This window comes from Cryobacterium sp. GrIS_2_6 (genome assembly GCF_035984545.1).
In the GTDB taxonomy this organism is placed as follows: Bacteria; Actinomycetota; Actinomycetes; order Actinomycetales; family Microbacteriaceae; genus Cryobacterium.
The window spans coordinates 1,698,139-1,713,338 of record NZ_JAXCHP010000001.1 but is presented as its reverse complement, the minus strand read 5'-3'; the positions used below and the strand labels follow the sequence as shown (position 1 = coordinate 1,713,338).

General features: G+C 69.1%; 16 protein-coding genes. All 16 read left to right on the top strand.

Annotated elements, in window-relative coordinates:
• Positions 1-19: 19 nt before the first annotated feature.
• The 16 genes from fliD (at position 20) to RCH22_RS08475 (ending at position 15,088) form a co-directional block, all read left to right on the top strand.
• Positions 20-1,411 carry a flagellar filament capping protein FliD gene (gene fliD / locus RCH22_RS08550; protein WP_327013598.1) on the top strand — a complete coding sequence of 464 codons (1,392 nt, stop codon included), beginning with the start codon at positions 20-22 and terminating at the stop codon, positions 1,409-1,411.
• Positions 1,412-1,422: 11 nt separating this feature from the next.
• Positions 1,423-1,854, top strand: coding sequence for a flagellar export chaperone FliS (gene fliS / locus RCH22_RS08545; RefSeq protein ID WP_327013597.1), 432 nt, complete (start codon positions 1,423-1,425; stop codon positions 1,852-1,854).
• Positions 1,847-2,173, top strand: coding sequence for a hypothetical protein (locus RCH22_RS08540; RefSeq protein ID WP_327013596.1), 327 nt, complete (start codon positions 1,847-1,849; stop codon positions 2,171-2,173). The genes fliS and RCH22_RS08540 overlap by 8 nt, the downstream gene beginning before the upstream one ends.
• A gap of 109 nt (positions 2,174-2,282) precedes the next feature.
• On the top strand, positions 2,283-4,037 hold the full coding sequence (locus RCH22_RS08535) for a DUF222 domain-containing protein (RefSeq protein ID WP_327013595.1): 1,755 nt from the start codon (positions 2,283-2,285) through the stop codon (positions 4,035-4,037).
• 183 nt (positions 4,038-4,220) lie between these two features.
• Positions 4,221-4,562 (top strand): flagellar basal body protein, encoded by a 342-nt coding sequence (locus tag RCH22_RS08530; protein ID WP_327013594.1) that lies wholly within the window; start codon positions 4,221-4,223, stop codon positions 4,560-4,562.
• Entirely contained in the window at positions 4,562-4,954 is a 393-nt protein-coding gene (locus RCH22_RS08525; RefSeq protein WP_134448950.1) for a flagellar basal body rod protein FlgC, read from the top strand. The genes RCH22_RS08530 and RCH22_RS08525 overlap by 1 nt, the downstream gene beginning before the upstream one ends.
• Positions 4,954-5,274: a flagellar hook-basal body complex protein FliE gene (gene fliE / locus RCH22_RS08520; RefSeq protein ID WP_327013593.1), complete on the top strand. Its 321-nt coding sequence runs from the start codon at positions 4,954-4,956 to the stop codon at positions 5,272-5,274. Before RCH22_RS08525 ends, fliE begins: the two co-directional genes overlap by 1 nt.
• Positions 5,274-6,893 carry a flagellar basal-body MS-ring/collar protein FliF gene (gene fliF, locus RCH22_RS08515; protein ID WP_327013592.1) on the top strand — a complete coding sequence of 540 codons (1,620 nt, stop codon included), beginning with the start codon at positions 5,274-5,276 and terminating at the stop codon, positions 6,891-6,893. Before fliE ends, fliF begins: the two co-directional genes overlap by 1 nt.
• Positions 6,890-7,909, top strand: a complete 1,020-nt coding sequence (gene fliG / locus RCH22_RS08510; RefSeq protein WP_327013591.1) for a flagellar motor switch protein FliG — start codon at positions 6,890-6,892, stop codon at positions 7,907-7,909. The genes fliF and fliG overlap by 4 nt, the downstream gene beginning before the upstream one ends.
• Complete coding sequence (locus RCH22_RS08505; protein ID WP_327013590.1) at positions 7,899-8,636, top strand: FliH/SctL family protein; 738 nt, start codon at positions 7,899-7,901, stop codon at positions 8,634-8,636. Before fliG ends, RCH22_RS08505 begins: the two co-directional genes overlap by 11 nt.
• Positions 8,633-9,958 (top strand): FliI/YscN family ATPase, encoded by a 1,326-nt coding sequence (locus RCH22_RS08500; RefSeq protein WP_327013589.1) that lies wholly within the window; start codon positions 8,633-8,635, stop codon positions 9,956-9,958. The genes RCH22_RS08505 and RCH22_RS08500 overlap by 4 nt, the downstream gene beginning before the upstream one ends.
• Positions 9,958-10,392 carry a hypothetical protein gene (locus tag RCH22_RS08495; RefSeq protein ID WP_327013588.1) on the top strand — a complete coding sequence of 145 codons (435 nt, stop codon included), beginning with the start codon at positions 9,958-9,960 and terminating at the stop codon, positions 10,390-10,392. Before RCH22_RS08500 ends, RCH22_RS08495 begins: the two co-directional genes overlap by 1 nt.
• A complete protein-coding gene (locus RCH22_RS08490; RefSeq protein ID WP_327013587.1) occupies positions 10,389-11,105 on the top strand; it encodes a C40 family peptidase in 717 nt (238 codons plus the stop codon). Before RCH22_RS08495 ends, RCH22_RS08490 begins: the two co-directional genes overlap by 4 nt.
• Positions 11,105-13,261, top strand: a complete 2,157-nt coding sequence (locus RCH22_RS08485; RefSeq protein WP_327013586.1) for a flagellar hook-length control protein FliK — start codon at positions 11,105-11,107, stop codon at positions 13,259-13,261. Before RCH22_RS08490 ends, RCH22_RS08485 begins: the two co-directional genes overlap by 1 nt.
• A 74-nt stretch (positions 13,262-13,335) precedes the next feature.
• Entirely contained in the window at positions 13,336-13,824 is a 489-nt protein-coding gene (locus RCH22_RS08480) for a flagellar hook capping FlgD N-terminal domain-containing protein (RefSeq protein ID WP_327013585.1), read from the top strand.
• 73 nt (positions 13,825-13,897) lie between these two features.
• Positions 13,898-15,088, top strand: coding sequence for a flagellar hook protein FlgE (locus tag RCH22_RS08475; RefSeq protein ID WP_327013584.1), 1,191 nt, complete (start codon positions 13,898-13,900; stop codon positions 15,086-15,088).
• Positions 15,089-15,200 lie beyond the last annotated feature (112 nt).

Here is a 15,200-nt window from a genome sequence, read left to right as displayed (position 1 = left end):
TCCCTGAGGAGGTGGAGGCATGACCAACGCAATCGACGGGCTCGTCAGTGGTCTCGACACTACGTCCCTGATCAATTCCCTCATGACTGTCGAGGCTCAGCCGCAGGCGCTGCTCAAAGCGTCCGTTGCGAAGTCGCAGACCCTGATCTCTGCCCTCCAAGGCCTCAATGGACAGGTCGCAGCGCTTGCGACCCTCGCCACGACCACATCCAAGCCGACGTCTCTTGATCTCTACGCTTCGACAAGCAGCTCGACGACCGTGACCACCGCGCTCTCTGCCGGCGCCGCTGCCGGGCAGCTCGACGTCGTCGTCGGCGCCCTCGCCGGAAGCCAGGTGGGCGTCACGGCGGCAATGTCCGCCTGGCCGGCAACGCCGGCCGTGCTCACGATCGTCGCCAACGGCGTCAGCACCGAGATTTCCGCAGCCTCCATTTCCCTCGACGACATGGCGACCGCGGTCAACGCGGCAGGAACCGGAGTGACGGCGACCAAGGTGGCTTCCGGCGTCGACGCCGGTGGCACCGCTCAATACCGCCTGCAGTTCACCGGGAACAGCACGGGAGCGGCCAACGCCTTCACCGTCTATCAGGGCACCAAGGCCGACGTCACGGCGGCCACTGCCCCGAACCTGCTCACGACCACCGGGGCCGCGGTCATCCGCACCGCTGGCGACGCCAGCGTGACGCTGTGGGCCGGTACCGCGGCCTCGCAGACCATCACCTCGGGCACCAATACCTTCTCGAACCTGCTTCCCGGCGTTGCGATCACCGTTTCTGCGGTGTCGACCGATCCAGTGACGATCAAGGTCGCCCGCGACGATGCGCAGATCAGTTCCGTCGCCTCGGGTCTTGTCAGTTCCCTCAACAGCATCTTCGCGACTATTTCAACGCAGACCGTGGTCACCAACAGCACGAATGCGGCTGGCGCGGCCATCATGTCGCCGGGTGTCTTCACCGGAAACAGCAGCGTTCGCGATGTCAGCCAGAAACTCCTCTCGGCCGCATCCGCGCCCATCAACGGACACTCTCCCTCCGAGTACGGAATCAGTATCACCAAGACCGGCACCATGGAGTTTGACGCGGCGAAGTTCGCGACGGCCCTGGCCAAGGATCCGACGACGGTCAAGGCCGCTGTTCAGGAGATCGCCACCCGGGTCGCGGCCGCTGCGACTGCAGTCTCCGACAAGTACACCGGGCAGCTCACGGGCCAGATCACCGGTCAGCAGACCTCCGTGAAGAACATGAGCACGCGGATCGACGCGTGGGATGTCAGCCTCGCGACGCGTCGGGCGACCCTGCAGAGCACGTACACCGCGTTGGAGGTCTCCCTCAGCGCCCTCAAGGCCCAGTCCTCTTGGCTCACCGCCCAGGTTGCCGGGCTGCCCAGTTCCTCCACTTCGACCACAGGATGATGATGGCTGTTATGAGCATGATGGGTGGCACCCAGGCGCGACGCGCACAGCTGAACCGCGAAGCGATTCTGTCGGCAACGCCGGTGCGCCTCCTGACTATGTTGTACGACCGCCTCCTCTTGGACCTGAATCGTGCGGAAGCGGCACAGCACTCCGAGAACTGGCCGGCCGCATCCGAGAACCTGCTGCACGCCCAGGCGATCGTGTCCGAACTGTCCTCTTCGCTCAATGTAGATGCCTGGGACGGCGGCGAAGGCCTCTTCGCGATCTACGTGTACGTTCAGAACGCGCTGATGAGCGCCAACGTGCACCGGGACGTCAACGGGACAGTGGAATGCATCGCACTCCTCGAGCCGCTGCGCCAGACCTGGCACGAGGCCGCACAGCAGGTGCCCGCGCAGTCGATGGGTGCCCGAATCGGGGGGGAACTCGGTTATGCCTAGGCCGTCGGGATCGTACGAGGAGTGGCTGCGCGTGCTCGACGAGCTCGAGCGCAGCCTCGGCAGCGGCACGCGCAACGCGGTGCTCGCTATCGAGGGGGAGCGGTTCTCGACCGGCGTGCAGTGGCGCGCGCCTGAGCACCTGGGGCAGCTTCCTGTGCAGCTCGAGGAGCGTGCCCGGCTGCTCATCGCCGGACAACTCGAGTTGATCCGCGAGATCGAGGATGCGCGGCGCTCCGCCGGAGCACACCTCTCGGCCGTGCGGAGCATCCTCACGGCCCAGCGCGCCAGCGCGTCCGTCTATCTCGACGTCACCGGCTGATCGGACTCGTTGAGCGAGGCTTCTCCTCAACAGGTTCCTGATCAGAGGGACTTTCCACAGACCTGAGCCATGCTCTAAGAATGTCGGCGGTCCGTCGTAACGTGGGGGCATGACCAACCTTCCCGAGTCGCTCGATTCACCCGATCAGCCGCATGGCGACCGGGTGCTGGGCAACCCGGTGCAGGGCGGCGTGCTCGGTGGGTTGCAGTCGATGGCGGATGTCGTCACCGGGCTGGGCGGTTCGTCTGCCGCTGTCGACACGCTGAGCGATGAGGCGGTGCTCGAGGGGCACGTGTTGATCGCAGGGGCCCGGCGGGCCTTGGACACCCAAGCGGCGTGGTTCGCCGCGACACTCGCCCGGCGGTCCCGTCCCGAGCTCGGCGGGAAGGGCCTCGCGGCCCGGAAGGGGTTCCGGTCCCCGGAAGATCTGCTGCAGAGTATTTCTGGGTCAAGCAAGGGCGACGTGGGCAAGCTGCTCGCGGTCGGCCGGCTCCTCGCCGAGGCCGACGCCGCTGAGAAGGTCGCCCGGGAAGCCGCAGACGCCCAGAAACTGCTCGACGGCACCCCGCCCCTCGACGGACGCGCAGGCCCCGACGGTCACGACGGGATCGACGGGCAGACAGGACCCAACGGGGCCAACGGGGCCGACGGGCGGCCGCCCCTGGACGGGACGGTCCCGGGCCTGCCGCCGGTCGACCCGCCTGTGCCCGTGGCCGCGGTGCCGCCGTGGCATGCGCCGGTCGGCCGGGCCCTCAGGGAGGGCTGGCTCAGTGTCGAGAAGGCGGACTCGCTCCGCAAAGGCCTGGGTGACCTGGACAGGGCGATCACCGCGGAGAAACTCGCGACCGCCCTGGCCGGGCTCCTCGCCGAAGCGAGAACCGTGAACGCTGACCAGCTGTTCAAGCGGGCCCGGCGGGTGCGGGACGTGCTCGATGAGGCTGGCATCGCCGCCCGGGAGAAGGCCGTCTACGACGACCGGTCGTTGCGGTTCTGGCGGCTCCACACCGGGCAGGTGCGCATGGTCGGGTTGTTCGCCCCGGAAGACGGCGAGTACCTGATGAGCACCTACGACGCCATCACCAGTCCCCGCCGGGGCGGCGTCCGGTTCGTCGACAAGGAGCAGGCCGCCTGGGCGAAGCGGGTGCAGGACGACCCGCGCACCACCGAGCAGCTCACCGCCGACGCGTTCCTGGCCCTGATGAAACTCGGCGTGAAGGCCGACCCGAAACGCATCGCCGGAGGTCGCAGCCCCGCCGTCCGTATGGTCACCATCCGCCCCAGGAGCGCCACACCCACCGGGACCGCACCGACCGGGACCGCAGCCAGTGGGACTGAACCGGGCGGGCCGACTCCCGACGCCGTGGCGAAACCCGTGATCGATGCCGGAGTAGGCCCCGAAACCGAGGCGCCCGAGCTCCAGCCGGGTGTGATCGAGGGGACTGCGGTGACGGTTTCGGCCGAGACGTTTGAACGGAACCGGTGCGACAGCGGGCTCCTCGATGTCACCTTCGACGACCACGGCAGCGGCGTCGACCTCGGCCGCGAACAACGCACCTTCAGCCCCGCCCAACGCACGGCCCTCGCCATCCGCGACGGCGGCTGTATGTGGCCAGGCTGCGACCGACCACCGTCCTGGACCGAAACCCACCACATCCAACACTGGGAAGAAGACACCGGCCAGACCAACCTCGACGATGGGATCCTGCTCTGCCGAGCCGACCACCTCAGGCTCCACAACGAACACTGGCGCATCACCCGGGACGACACGGGCCGGTACTGGCTCACTCCGCCACCCGGTCTCGACCCCGAGCAGAGGCCCATCCGCCTCAGGAGCAAGAGCGAGATCCTCCGTGACGACGACTGACAGGAGCGGCCGGTCGGAGGGTCGAAACGGCCGCTGGACCCCCCTTTCGAGCCAAGTAGACGAATCGAGAGAGAAAGTCCTTACGTGGGCCGGAACCGGGCCGATAGCTAGAGACGAGCACGGATTGCTCGCACCAGGCCACGGATCGGCCGTTCAGTACATCTGACGACGAATCGGGTAACCGTGCTTGAATCCGTGACCTCCACCGCTCTCACGAGCGCACTGGCCGCACTGTCCCTGCGACAGAGCACCATCGCGAGCAATATCGCCAACGTCAACACCCCCAACTACCACGCCAAGCAGGTCGCGTTCGAGTCCGCCCTCGCCAAGTCGGTCGCCGACGGCAGCGGCAGCACGGCTGCCACGACCACCGATTCGCTCGAACCCACCAACGTCAACGGCAACAACGTCAACCTCGACACCGAGACGCTCGCGAACACCTCGACCGTTCTCAGGTACCAGTTCGCCGCCCAGGCGATGAACATGCCGTTCAGCGCCGTGCGCGCCGCGATGAAGACCGCCTGATGAGCCTCGACGCGATCGGAATCGCCGGCTCCGGCCTCACCCTGCACCGCAAGTGGCTCGACGCGATCGCCGACAACATCGCGAACGTCAACACCGTCACCCCCACGAGCGGCAACGCCTTCCAGGCCCGCTACATCGTGGCGCAGGCCGGCGCGGGCGTGAACGGCGTCGAGGTCGCGGGCACCGCACAGGGCTCGGCGGCCGGCATCCTCGTCTCCGACCCGACCAACCCGCTCGCCGACGCCGCCGGCTACGTGCGCCACCCCGACATCGACCTCGGCGAACAGATGGGCGACCTGATCATGGCCCAGCGCGGCTACCAGGCGAACGCGGCCGTCGTCGACCGCGCCAAGACAACCTACGAAGCAGCACTTCAGATCGGCCGTGCCTGATGACCATCGCATCCATCGGGGCGCTCGCGCTCCAGGCCAGCCAGGCCACCCAGAGCGTGCAAGCGACGCAATCCAGCCAGGCCACCACAGCCACAGACGGCTCGGGCTTCGGAACCGCCATGGCCGGCGCCGTCGACAACCTGCAGCAGCTGCAGTCGACCGCGAACACCAAAGCCGTCGCCGCCGTCACCGGCAACCTGAATGACATCGCGAGCGCCACCATCGCCGCGACCCGCGCACAGGTGAGCCTCGAGCTCGTCGCCGCCGTGCGTAACAAGGGCGTCGACGCCTTCAACGAGATCATGAGGATGCAGGCCTGATGCCCCGCCAGATCAGTTCCTTCTTCCAACGACTCGGACAAAACATCCGGGAATTCACCATCGCGCAGCGCACGGTCGCCATCATCGGCGTCGCGGTGCTCGCACTCGGCATCGCCGCGCTCACGATGTGGGCCACGAAGCCCGCGTACACGCCCCTGTTCTCCGGGCTCGCCGGCGCCGACGCGAGCGCGATCGTCGACCAGCTCGCGACAGACAAGGTCGACTACCAGCTCAGCGACGGCGGCGCGACGATCCTCGTTCCCCAGGCGGATGTCTACGCCGAGCGACTCAAGGCCGCCGCGGCCGGGCTGCCGACCTCGGACACCGGGGGATACTCGCTGCTCGACAAGATGGGCGTCACCGCGAGCGAATTCCAGCAGTCGGTGACCTACAAGCGGGCCCTCGAGGGCGAGCTCGCCAACACGATCCAGGCCATGCAGGGCGTCAAGACCGCCTCTGTTCGCCTCGCTATCCCCAAGGACACCGTGTTCGTGTCCGAGAAGCAGGACCCGACGGCATCCGTCTTCGTGGCCACCCAGACCGGCGTGACCCTCTCGAGCGACCAGGTCCAGGCCATCGTGCACCTCACGAGCGCCTCGATCGACGGTATGAAGCCCACCGACGTCGCCGTCATCGACTCCAAGGGCATCGTGCTCTCGGCCGTCGGCACCGGCGTCACCGGGACCGGCGCCGAGCAGTCCACCGACTACGAGCAGCGCGTGCGCGGCTCGGTCCAGGCCATGCTCGACAAGGTGCTCGGCGCCGGCAACGCGACCGTCGTCGTCGCCGCCGACATGAGCGCGCAGTCGGCCTCGCGGGTTGAGGAATCCTTCACCTCGCCAACGAACGCTCCCGCCCTCAACGAGGCCGTCAAGACCGAGACGTACACCGGCACCGGCGCCTCGGGAGCGGCCGGGGTGCTCGGCACGACCACCACGACGACGACACCGACGGGAACGAGCACCGACGGCTCCTTCACCTCGGCGGACACCACGAAGAACAACGCGGTCAACAAGGTCACCGAGACCCGCACGATCCCGGCTGGCGCCGTCACCCGCCAGACGATCTCGGTCGCGGTGAACAAGGACACAATCGGCACCGTCAATGTCGCCGACGTGACCAGCCTCGTCTCCTCGGCCGCCGGCATCGACTCGACTCGCGGCGACGCCGTAACGGTCGAGGTCGTGAGCTTCAACGGCCAGGCCGCCGCAGACGCATCAGCGGCTCTCGCCCAGCAGGACGCCCAGACCTCGGCGGATCGGATGGGGGAGATCGTGCGCATCGGCATCATCACCGCCGGAATCCTGATCACCCTGATCCTCGGCGTGCTGCTCTACGCCCGCCGCTCGCGCCGCCAGAGCCGCGAATCGATCGAGGTCGACGAGATGCTCCAGGTACGTCCGGTCCTCGCCCCCGCCGCGGTTCCGTTCGGCCTCAATACCCCGATCGCGCCGATCATGATCGACCCGAGCCCCACCGTCGCCTTCGGTGTTCCCGCCTTCACCCCGCCGGCCGCTTCCGAGCGGATGCGTGTGGAGATCGACGCCCTCGCTCAGCGCGACCCGAAGAAGACCGCAGAGTACCTCCGCGGCCTCATGGATGACCGGCAGCCCGCATGATCGATCCCCAGGTCCCCCTGACCGGAACCCAGAAGGTCGCGATCGTGCTGATGAACATGGAGCACGACCGTGCGTCCGAGGTGATGAAGCAGTTCACCGAGGCCGAGGCCGCCGACATCGCCGCCGAGATGGTGCAGCTGCGCCGTGTGGACACCGAGGTCGCCGAGACCACGGTCCTCGAATTCCACGACCTCACCATGCGCGGCACACGCTCCCCTCGCGGAGGCCACGCCTACGCGGTCGGCCTGCTCGAGGCATCCTTCGGCGCAGAACGCGCTGCCGGGGTCATGAGCCGGGTCGCCTCGTCGATGGCGGGCAAGGCCTTCGAATTCCTCGACACCGCCGAGCCGCTCCAGGTGCTCACCCTTCTCGACGGCGAACTGCCGCAGACCATCGCCCTTGTGCTCGCCCACCTTCGGCCAGAACACGCCTCCGCCGTGATCGCCGGCCTCGAGGGCACCCTGCCCGCCGAGGTCGCCCAGTGCATCGCCGGAATGGGAACGGCCACGCCCGAGGCGATCCGGGTCGTCACCGACTCGCTCAAGGCCCGCGTCGGCGCCGTCAGCGCCACCAGGGACTCTGTCGAGGTCGTCGGCGGCATCCAGCCGCTCGTCGAGATCATCAACCGGGCGGATGTCGCGACCGAGCGCTCCCTCCTCGAAGCCCTCGACGCCCGCGACCCTGTCCTGGCCGAACAGGTGCGCGCCCGGATGCTGACCTTCGCCGACATCGTCCGCCTCGAGGACCGCGACGTGCAGCAGGTTCTCCGCGGCATCGACGCCGGTATCCTCGCGATCGCGATGAAGGGCTCCACCGACGGCGTCATCGAGATCATCCGCAAGAACCTCTCCGAACGCAACCGGGAGATCCTCGACGACGAGATCCGCGCGCTCGGGCCCGTCCGCGTCTCCCAGGTCGAGGAGGGACGTGCGACGATCGTGCGCGCCATCCGCGACCTCGAGGCCCAGGGCAGCATCACCGTGACCCGTGCGGACGAGGACGCTTATGTTGTCTAGCCCCGCCATCCCGTTCCGTCACGCCGAGCCCGTGCTCGTGGAAGCGTCCGGAGCCGCCGCCGGAACCGTGCCCGCAGCCGGAAAGGCGGCCACCCCGGTCACCCGTTCGACCGCCGAGACCGCAGGCGAGCCGCCGTTCTCCGCGATCTCCTTCCCGACCCTGCGCGCCGTGTCCGGAGACAGCTCGGTCGAGGCCGCCCGGGTCCAGGGACATGCTGCGGGATACACGGCGGGAATGCGGTCCGCCGCGAGCGACATCGCGGCGCAGGTCGCACGCCTCGATGCCGACCACGCCGCCCGGGTGTCGCAGGTCCAGGCGCAGCTCGACCGCACCGTCGGACTCCTGACCGCCGCGAGCCACGCACTCGACGAGCGCACCCAGCCCGTCCTGCACGAGGCCGAAGACACCCTGCTCGCCACGGCGCTCGACCTCGCGGAGGCCGTGATCGGATACGAAATCGGTGACGGTCCGGGCGCCGCACGGCTGGCCCTGCGCCGCGCACTCGACCCCGCGTCGCCGACACGTCCGAACGTGGTGCGCATGCACCCCGCCGACCTCGACGTGATCGACCCGGCCGTCCTCGCCGCCACCGGCGTGACGTTCCAGGCCGATCCATCGCTTGCCCGCGGCGACGCCGTTTCCGAGTTCGCGGACGGTTTCCTCGACGCCCGGATAGCTACCGCGTTCGAGCGGGCCCGCGCCGCGCTCCTCGGGGGAACCCGATGACGCTCACCTGGGAACCGCGGCCCGTTGCCCTCGCGCGCGCCCTCCGCGTCGCCCGCCCCGAGCGGGTCGGCCTGGTCTCGTCCATCGTCGGCCTCGGACTCGAGGTCCGCGGGCTCAACTCCGCGATCGGCGACCTTGTCGCGATCGGGAACAACGCCGAGATCGACGCGGAGGTCGTCGCGACGACGCAGGACGGCATCCGCTGCATGCCGCTCGGCCGGATGACCGGCATCCGGGTCGGCGCACCGGTCCGGTCCGACGCGACCCCGCACCTCGTGCCCACCGGAAACGGCCTCTTCGGCCGCGTCATCGACGGGATGGGCCGCCCCATCGACGGAAAGGGCCCCCTCGTCGTCGAGGAATACGTCTCGATCGACCACGACAGCCCCTCCGCGATGCAGCGGTCGCGGATCACGACGCCGCTGCAGCTCGGCGTGCGCGTGCTCGACACCCTCACGAGCGTCGGTCGCGGCCAGCGCATGGGCCTCTTCGCCGGCTCCGGGGTCGGAAAATCCTCGCTCCTGTCGATGATCGCGCGCGGTACCGACGCGAAGGTCTCCGTGATCGCCCTCGTCGGAGAGCGCGGCCGCGAGGTCCGCGAATTCCTCGAGGACGACCTCGGTGCAGAGGGCCTCGCCCGGTCGATCGTCGTGGTGTCGACCTCGGACGAACCCGCCATGATGCGCCTGCGCGCCGCCTTCGTCGCGACCCGCATCGCCGAGTCCTTCCGCGACCAGGGCGCTGACGTCATGCTGATGATGGACTCGCTCACCCGCGTCGCGATGGCCCAGCGTGAGATCGGTCTCTCCGTCGGCGAACCCCCGGCCACCCGCGGCTACCCGCCATCGACGTTCTCCCTGATGGCGCGCCTCCTCGAGCGCGCAGGCACCGACCAGTCCGGCTCGATCACGGGCATCTACACCGTGCTCGTCGACGGCGACGACCACAACGAGCCCATCGCGGATGCCGCGCGCTCGATCCTCGACGGACACGTCGTCCTCGACCGCAAACTCGCCGTCCTCGGCCATTTCCCGAGCGTCGACGCCCTCGCCTCGATCTCCCGGGTGGCCTCCCGGGTCAACACCGCGGAACAGAACCGGCTCGCGGGAAACCTCCGCAAGGTGCTCGCCGCGCGGCGGAACGCCCAGGACCTCCTCGACGTCGGCGCGTACAAGGCAGGCACGAACCCGCTCGTCGACGCGGCCGTGGAGAACGAGGCCGCGATCAACGAATTCCTGCAGCAGCGGATGGACGACCAGACGTCCGCCCCGCTCGCGTGGGACCAGCTCACCCGGCTCACCCGGCTGTTCGGAGGTATCTGATGAAACGCGACTTCGCCCTCGCAGGACTCCTCCGGTTGCGCCACCTGCAGCAGGACGCCGCCGCCGGGGAACTGGCCGCGGCCAACGCCCTGCTGAACTCGAACGAGGCCAGGCGCGCGGAGGCATCCGCAGCCCTGACCGTGCTGCCGAGCGAGGCGACCGGCGCCGCATCCCTCGCCGCGATCGCCGCCGGGCGCACCTCGGCGCAGAGCATGCTCGCAGACCTCGACGCGCTCGGCCGGGAATACCAGCAGACCGCGGAGAGCGCGCACGCCGCGTTCACCGCGAAGCGCGCCGAGTCCGTCGGGCTCGAAAAGCTCGAGGGCCGCCACGGCCTGTTCGTCGCCGCGGAGGACCTGCGGGCTGAGCAGACCGTGCTCGACGAGATCGCGTCGACCGGGTGGCACCGCCGCAAGGCCGGAGGCGCCCGATGACGATGGTCGACGCCCTGAGCCGGATCAGCACGATCCAGGCCACCCTCGCTCGATTCGACGCACTGAACGCCGCATCGGCGTCGACGGCCGCGGCAGCTACCACAGCCACGACGACCACGACGGCCGACCGCACCGGAACCGCAGCGACCTTCGCCGACGCACTCGCGGCGGCGGCCAGCTCGGCCACGACCGCGGCGAGCGGCGCGGGCGTCGCGACCGGCAGCGTGACCGGAACCGACATCGTCACAGCGGCGCAGAAGTACCTCGGCGTTCCCTACGTCTTCGGCGGCAAGAGTTCGAGCGGCATGGACTGCTCCGGTCTCGTGCAGAAGGTCTATGCCGACATGGGCATATCCGTTCCCCGCCTCGTCTCCGGGCAGATGAAGATCGGCACCGAGGTCGCGTCCCTCGCCGACGCGAAGCCGGGCGACCTGATCGTGACCGGCGGCGGAGAGCACATCCTGATCTACGCCGGAAACCACAAGGTCATCCACGCGCCATACGAAGGCCGCACGGTCTGCGAGGTCGAGGCCTACATGAAGGACTCGGACATCGACACCATCCGCCGCGTGATCCCGGACGCCCCCGCGACGTCCAGCACCGCTTCGACGGCCTCGGCGACCGCCCTCACCGCGGCGAAGGCCGCTGCGACGTCTGGCACCGCCGACCTGCTCAGCGCCGCCCTCGCCTCGATGATGAAGAGCGCATCCTGATGGCCGCATCCTTCGGAAGCGCGGTGTCCGCGCACGCCTCACTCGCCCGGGCCAACGCCCAGGCCCTGCTCGCGCGTTCGGAGACGGAGACCCGGACCGGGAACGGCACGGGTTCCGGAGCGAACACGAGTGCGGGCAGCTTCGCCTCCGCGCTCGACACGGCCAGGGACGCCGGGACGACCCAGCGTCTGGAGGCCGCGAGTGCCTCCGTCGACGCGCAGGCCGTGACCGCACGGGCAGCCCAGGCGGCGCTGTCGCGCTCGGCCGCGGATGCCGCCGCTCGCGAGCGCCTGGAAGCTTCGGCAGCACGTTCCTCGGCGCAGGACGCCCGGACATCAGCGGCCCGGACGTCGGCCGCCCGGACGTCGGCCGCCCGGACGTCGGCGGCCCGGACGTCAGTGCTGCAGGAAACCCAGGACTCCGCAGCGCAGTTCACACAGGAATCCGGAGAGACGGCGCCGGACTTTCATGATGCGCGCGCGGTCCGGTCAGTGCAGATCGCCAGGGACGTGCGCTCGGCCCGGGCGGCACGAGGCGCCCGCAACGAGAGGGATGCGCAGGCGGAACCAGTGCCGTCGTCCGGCCGGAGATCGATGAGCACCGGTGTCTCTTCGGGTGAGTCTGCGGTCGGAGCGGCCGACGGTTCCGGATTGGCAGCGGCCCGGCAGGGCGCGAGCGACACGCAGGCGACCGTCATGCGTGACCTGCTCACCGCGGATTCGGCGGCCCTCTCGGCCACTACCTCTGGCTCGACATCAGGCTCGAGAGCAGGCTCGACTTCGAGTGCGGTGGCCGGCGACAGCTCCGCTGTCGGCCCAGTGTCCTCACCGTCGGCCTCTCCCGGTTCGACGTCCACTGACTCCGCGGCAGCCGGTTCTGCGACGCTCGGCCGGGCACTGCCCGGCGCCGTCATTGCGGAAGCGCAGGCTCCGGCCGGCGCAGCACAGGCGGATGGTGCACCGTCGAATTCAACGACGGGAAACGCGACGACCGCCGGGTCTCCGGTCCATTCCTCGTCACCGCTCGGTGTCCTGGGGGACCAGATGACCGGCGCAGTGATCGGAACGACCGCCGGCGGTGCCGGCGTCACCGCCGCTCCTGTCCACTCCACGACTCCCGGCGCAGCCACCGAAGGGACGGACGCAACGAACGGTCAGGTGGGTCCGACCGGAGCGGCGGCCGCAGGGGCCGCTGCCGGCCTCACGGACCTGGCCGGCCGGGCATCCGCCGTAGCCACCCCGACCGCTGGTGCTCCCGGCGCCGCGAACTCGAGCCGCCCGATCACGGCACCCATCGACTCGCGCGCCGCCGCGTCGGTCAGCCTCGATTCGGTCAGCAACGGCTCGGACGGAAACGGCTCGGACGGAAACGGCTCTGACAGCAGCGATTCAGCCAGTACCGGTTCAGCCAGTACCGGTTCAGCCAGTACCGGTTCAGACAGTGCCGACGCAGGCGGCTCCCGCGGGGGAGCGGTCGCCGACTCTGCCGCCGTATTCCGATCGGCAACAGCAACGGCAACGACCGCAGGCACTGCTTTCGCTTCCGCGGCGACTCCGGTGACCCCCACCGATCCGACAAGCGTGGGCACCGCATTCCCGGCCGCCCCCCCAACGGTCACGGCGAGTGCGGCCGTCACCGCGGCATCCGCTGCCGGCGCCTCGACCGCAACAACGGGAGCGGCGCAGCTCGCCGACCTGCCGTTCGCCAGCCAGGTCGGCCGCGGCCTCGCGAGCCTGATCGGCGCCGCGAACGGCGAGCACGCGATGACCATCACCGTGAACCCCGACAACCTGGGCCCTGTGATCGTGCGGGCGCACATCGGCGGCGGTGCAATTCGGGTGGAACTGTTCGCCCCGACCGATCTCGGGCGGGATGCGCTGCGCGCGATCCTGCCGGAGCTGCGGCGCGACCTCGCCCAGGGCGGCACGGACACGCGGCTCGACCTGTCCGGGAACTCCCAGCCCGACGACTCCCGCGCTTCGGGCGCTGGTGACTTCGGCGCTCCCGGCCGGCAAGACGCCCGGACAAGTCCGGATCCCGGATCCGCGCGGGCACACGACCAACCGGGCAACGCCCGGGAGTCCGGCATGGCGGTCCGACCGCCGTTCCGGGACGAACCCCTCGGCTACCGCCCCTCCGTCGATGTGCTGGCTTGAGTGACAGCCCAGCGGATGACCGCCCAGAAACTGTTCCAGAACACGACCACGAGAAGCACGAGAAGAGAGAACCCATGACGATCGAAGCCATCGTGGCCGCATCGGCAGCCGGAGCAACGGGAGCCGCGACCGCGACCGCCGGCGTGTACAGCGCGTCGACCACCACGCGCACGCCGAGCCAAAGCCTCGACTCCGAGGCCTTCATGAAGCTCCTCGTCACGCAGCTGAAGAACCAGGACCCGAGTTCGCCGATGGACTCCAACCAGATGATCAGCCAGACCACGCAGCTCTCCATGATGGAGAAGCTCACGGCCCTGTCGACGACCTCCGACGAGAGCTTCTCGCTCCAGATGCGCATCGCGGCGGCTTCCCTGGTCGGGCAGAACGTGACATACACGGATGCCGCCGGCACCTCGGTCACGGGAGTCGCCTCCGCCGTGTCCTACGCCGGCTCGGTGCCGCAGGTCACGGTCGGGGGAAGGAGCGTCAAACTCGACGCGATTTCCGGGGTCACAACCCCGGCGACCACGACCACTCCGGTCGCCGCGACCACCACGACCTGACGCCCGGCGCGTCCCGATCGGCCGTTCTTCAGCACACGCTTTCCACCCATACCGTTTCGAAAGGCAGCATCCCATGCTTCGTTCCCTGTATTCCGGAATCTCCGGCCTTCGCGCGCACCAGACCATGCTGGATGTCACCGCGAACAACATCGCCAACGTCAACACGACGGCGTTCAAGTCTTCCTCGGCGCAGTTCCAGGACACCCTGTCCCAGCTGACCCACGGCGCGGGCTCCCCGCAGACCGTTGTCGGCGGCACCAACCCGGCCCAGGTCGGCCTCGGAGTGCAGGTCGCCGGTATCTCCACCAATTTCGCCCAGGGCTCCACCCAGTCGACCGGTCGCGCAACCGACATGATGATTTCCGGCGACGGTTTCTTCGTGACGCAGCTCGCCGGCGAAACTCTCTACAGCCGCGCGGGCGCCTTCGATTTCGACGCCCAGGGACGCCTCGTGTCGCCGTCCGGCGCACTCGTGCAGGGCTGGAACGCCGATGCGAAGGGCACGGTCAACCAGGGCGGAGCGTTGGGCACCATTACCCTGCCACTCACCACAATTCAGCCGCCATTGGCTTCCGCAACGGCCACAGTGACCGGAAACCTGCCTTCGGATGCGGCTGACGGTACAACCCTGAGCCGGGAATTCACGGCCTATGACAAGACCGGTGCCGCGAGTCAGGTCTCACTCAACTTCGCGTACACCGCCGCGGCCCCGGCCCAGTGGACCGTCACTTCTCCCAACTCGACGAGCAGCACGATGCTCACCTTCGCGGATGGGTCACTGACCTCGACCGCGAACAGCCTGCCGGTCACCGTCAACGGTGTCAATATCGCCGTCGACCTGGGCACTATCACGGGCGCTGCCAACCTCAGTTCGTTGACTGCCGCGAGCACCGACGGCCACGCCGCCGGATCGCTCACTTCGTTCACCCTGGGCAAGGACGGTACCCTGACCGGGCTGTTCAGCAACGGCAAGCAGCAGTCGATCGGCCGGATCGCCCTCGCGACCTTCACCAACCCCGGTGGCCTCGAGAAGGCCGGATCGTCCGAGTACCGGTCGACCACCAACTCGGGCACCGCTGTCCTCGGTGCCGCCGGCTCCGCCGGAATGGGCACCCTCACGAGTGGTTCCCTCGAGATGTCGAACGTCGACCTCTCGCAGGAGTTCACGAACCTCATCGTCGCCCAGCGCGGCTTCCAGGCTAACGCCCGCATCATCACCACCTCCGATGAGGTCCTGACCGAGCTGACGAACCTCAAGCGGTAGTCCCGGCAGACGGTAGTCCCGCCAGACGGTAGTCCCGGCAGACGGTAGTCCCGTCAGACGGTGGGCGCGACCGGCGCCGGGTCCTTCGCGGGCCCGGCCGGCGGAATCCGCC

What these genes read in the sequence shown, in the direction of transcription:
- RCH22_RS08495 (WP_327013588.1), top strand. Translation starts at nt 9,958, where the DNA reads ATGAAACGCGACTTCGCCCTCGCAGGACTCCTCCGGTTGCGCCACCTG.
- RCH22_RS08505 (WP_327013590.1), top strand. Translation starts at nt 7,899, where the DNA reads ATGTTGTCTAGCCCCGCCATCCCGTTCCGTCACGCCGAGCCCGTGCTC.
- fliD (WP_327013598.1), top strand. Translation starts at nt 20, where the DNA reads ATGACCAACGCAATCGACGGGCTCGTCAGTGGTCTCGACACTACGTCC.
- RCH22_RS08525 (WP_134448950.1), top strand. Translation starts at nt 4,562, where the DNA reads ATGAGCCTCGACGCGATCGGAATCGCCGGCTCCGGCCTCACCCTGCAC.
- RCH22_RS08485 (WP_327013586.1), top strand. Translation starts at nt 11,105, where the DNA reads ATGGCCGCATCCTTCGGAAGCGCGGTGTCCGCGCACGCCTCACTCGCC.
- RCH22_RS08490 (WP_327013587.1), top strand. Translation starts at nt 10,389, where the DNA reads ATGACGATGGTCGACGCCCTGAGCCGGATCAGCACGATCCAGGCCACC.
- fliF (WP_327013592.1), top strand. Translation starts at nt 5,274, where the DNA reads ATGCCCCGCCAGATCAGTTCCTTCTTCCAACGACTCGGACAAAACATC.
- RCH22_RS08535 (WP_327013595.1), top strand. Translation starts at nt 2,283, where the DNA reads ATGACCAACCTTCCCGAGTCGCTCGATTCACCCGATCAGCCGCATGGC.
- RCH22_RS08540 (WP_327013596.1), top strand. Translation starts at nt 1,847, where the DNA reads ATGCCTAGGCCGTCGGGATCGTACGAGGAGTGGCTGCGCGTGCTCGAC.
- RCH22_RS08480 (WP_327013585.1), top strand. Translation starts at nt 13,336, where the DNA reads ATGACGATCGAAGCCATCGTGGCCGCATCGGCAGCCGGAGCAACGGGA.
- fliG (WP_327013591.1), top strand. Translation starts at nt 6,890, where the DNA reads ATGATCGATCCCCAGGTCCCCCTGACCGGAACCCAGAAGGTCGCGATC.
- fliS (WP_327013597.1), top strand. Translation starts at nt 1,423, where the DNA reads ATGAGCATGATGGGTGGCACCCAGGCGCGACGCGCACAGCTGAACCGC.
- RCH22_RS08475 (WP_327013584.1), top strand. Translation starts at nt 13,898, where the DNA reads ATGCTTCGTTCCCTGTATTCCGGAATCTCCGGCCTTCGCGCGCACCAG.
- fliE (WP_327013593.1), top strand. Translation starts at nt 4,954, where the DNA reads ATGACCATCGCATCCATCGGGGCGCTCGCGCTCCAGGCCAGCCAGGCC.
- RCH22_RS08500 (WP_327013589.1), top strand. Translation starts at nt 8,633, where the DNA reads ATGACGCTCACCTGGGAACCGCGGCCCGTTGCCCTCGCGCGCGCCCTC.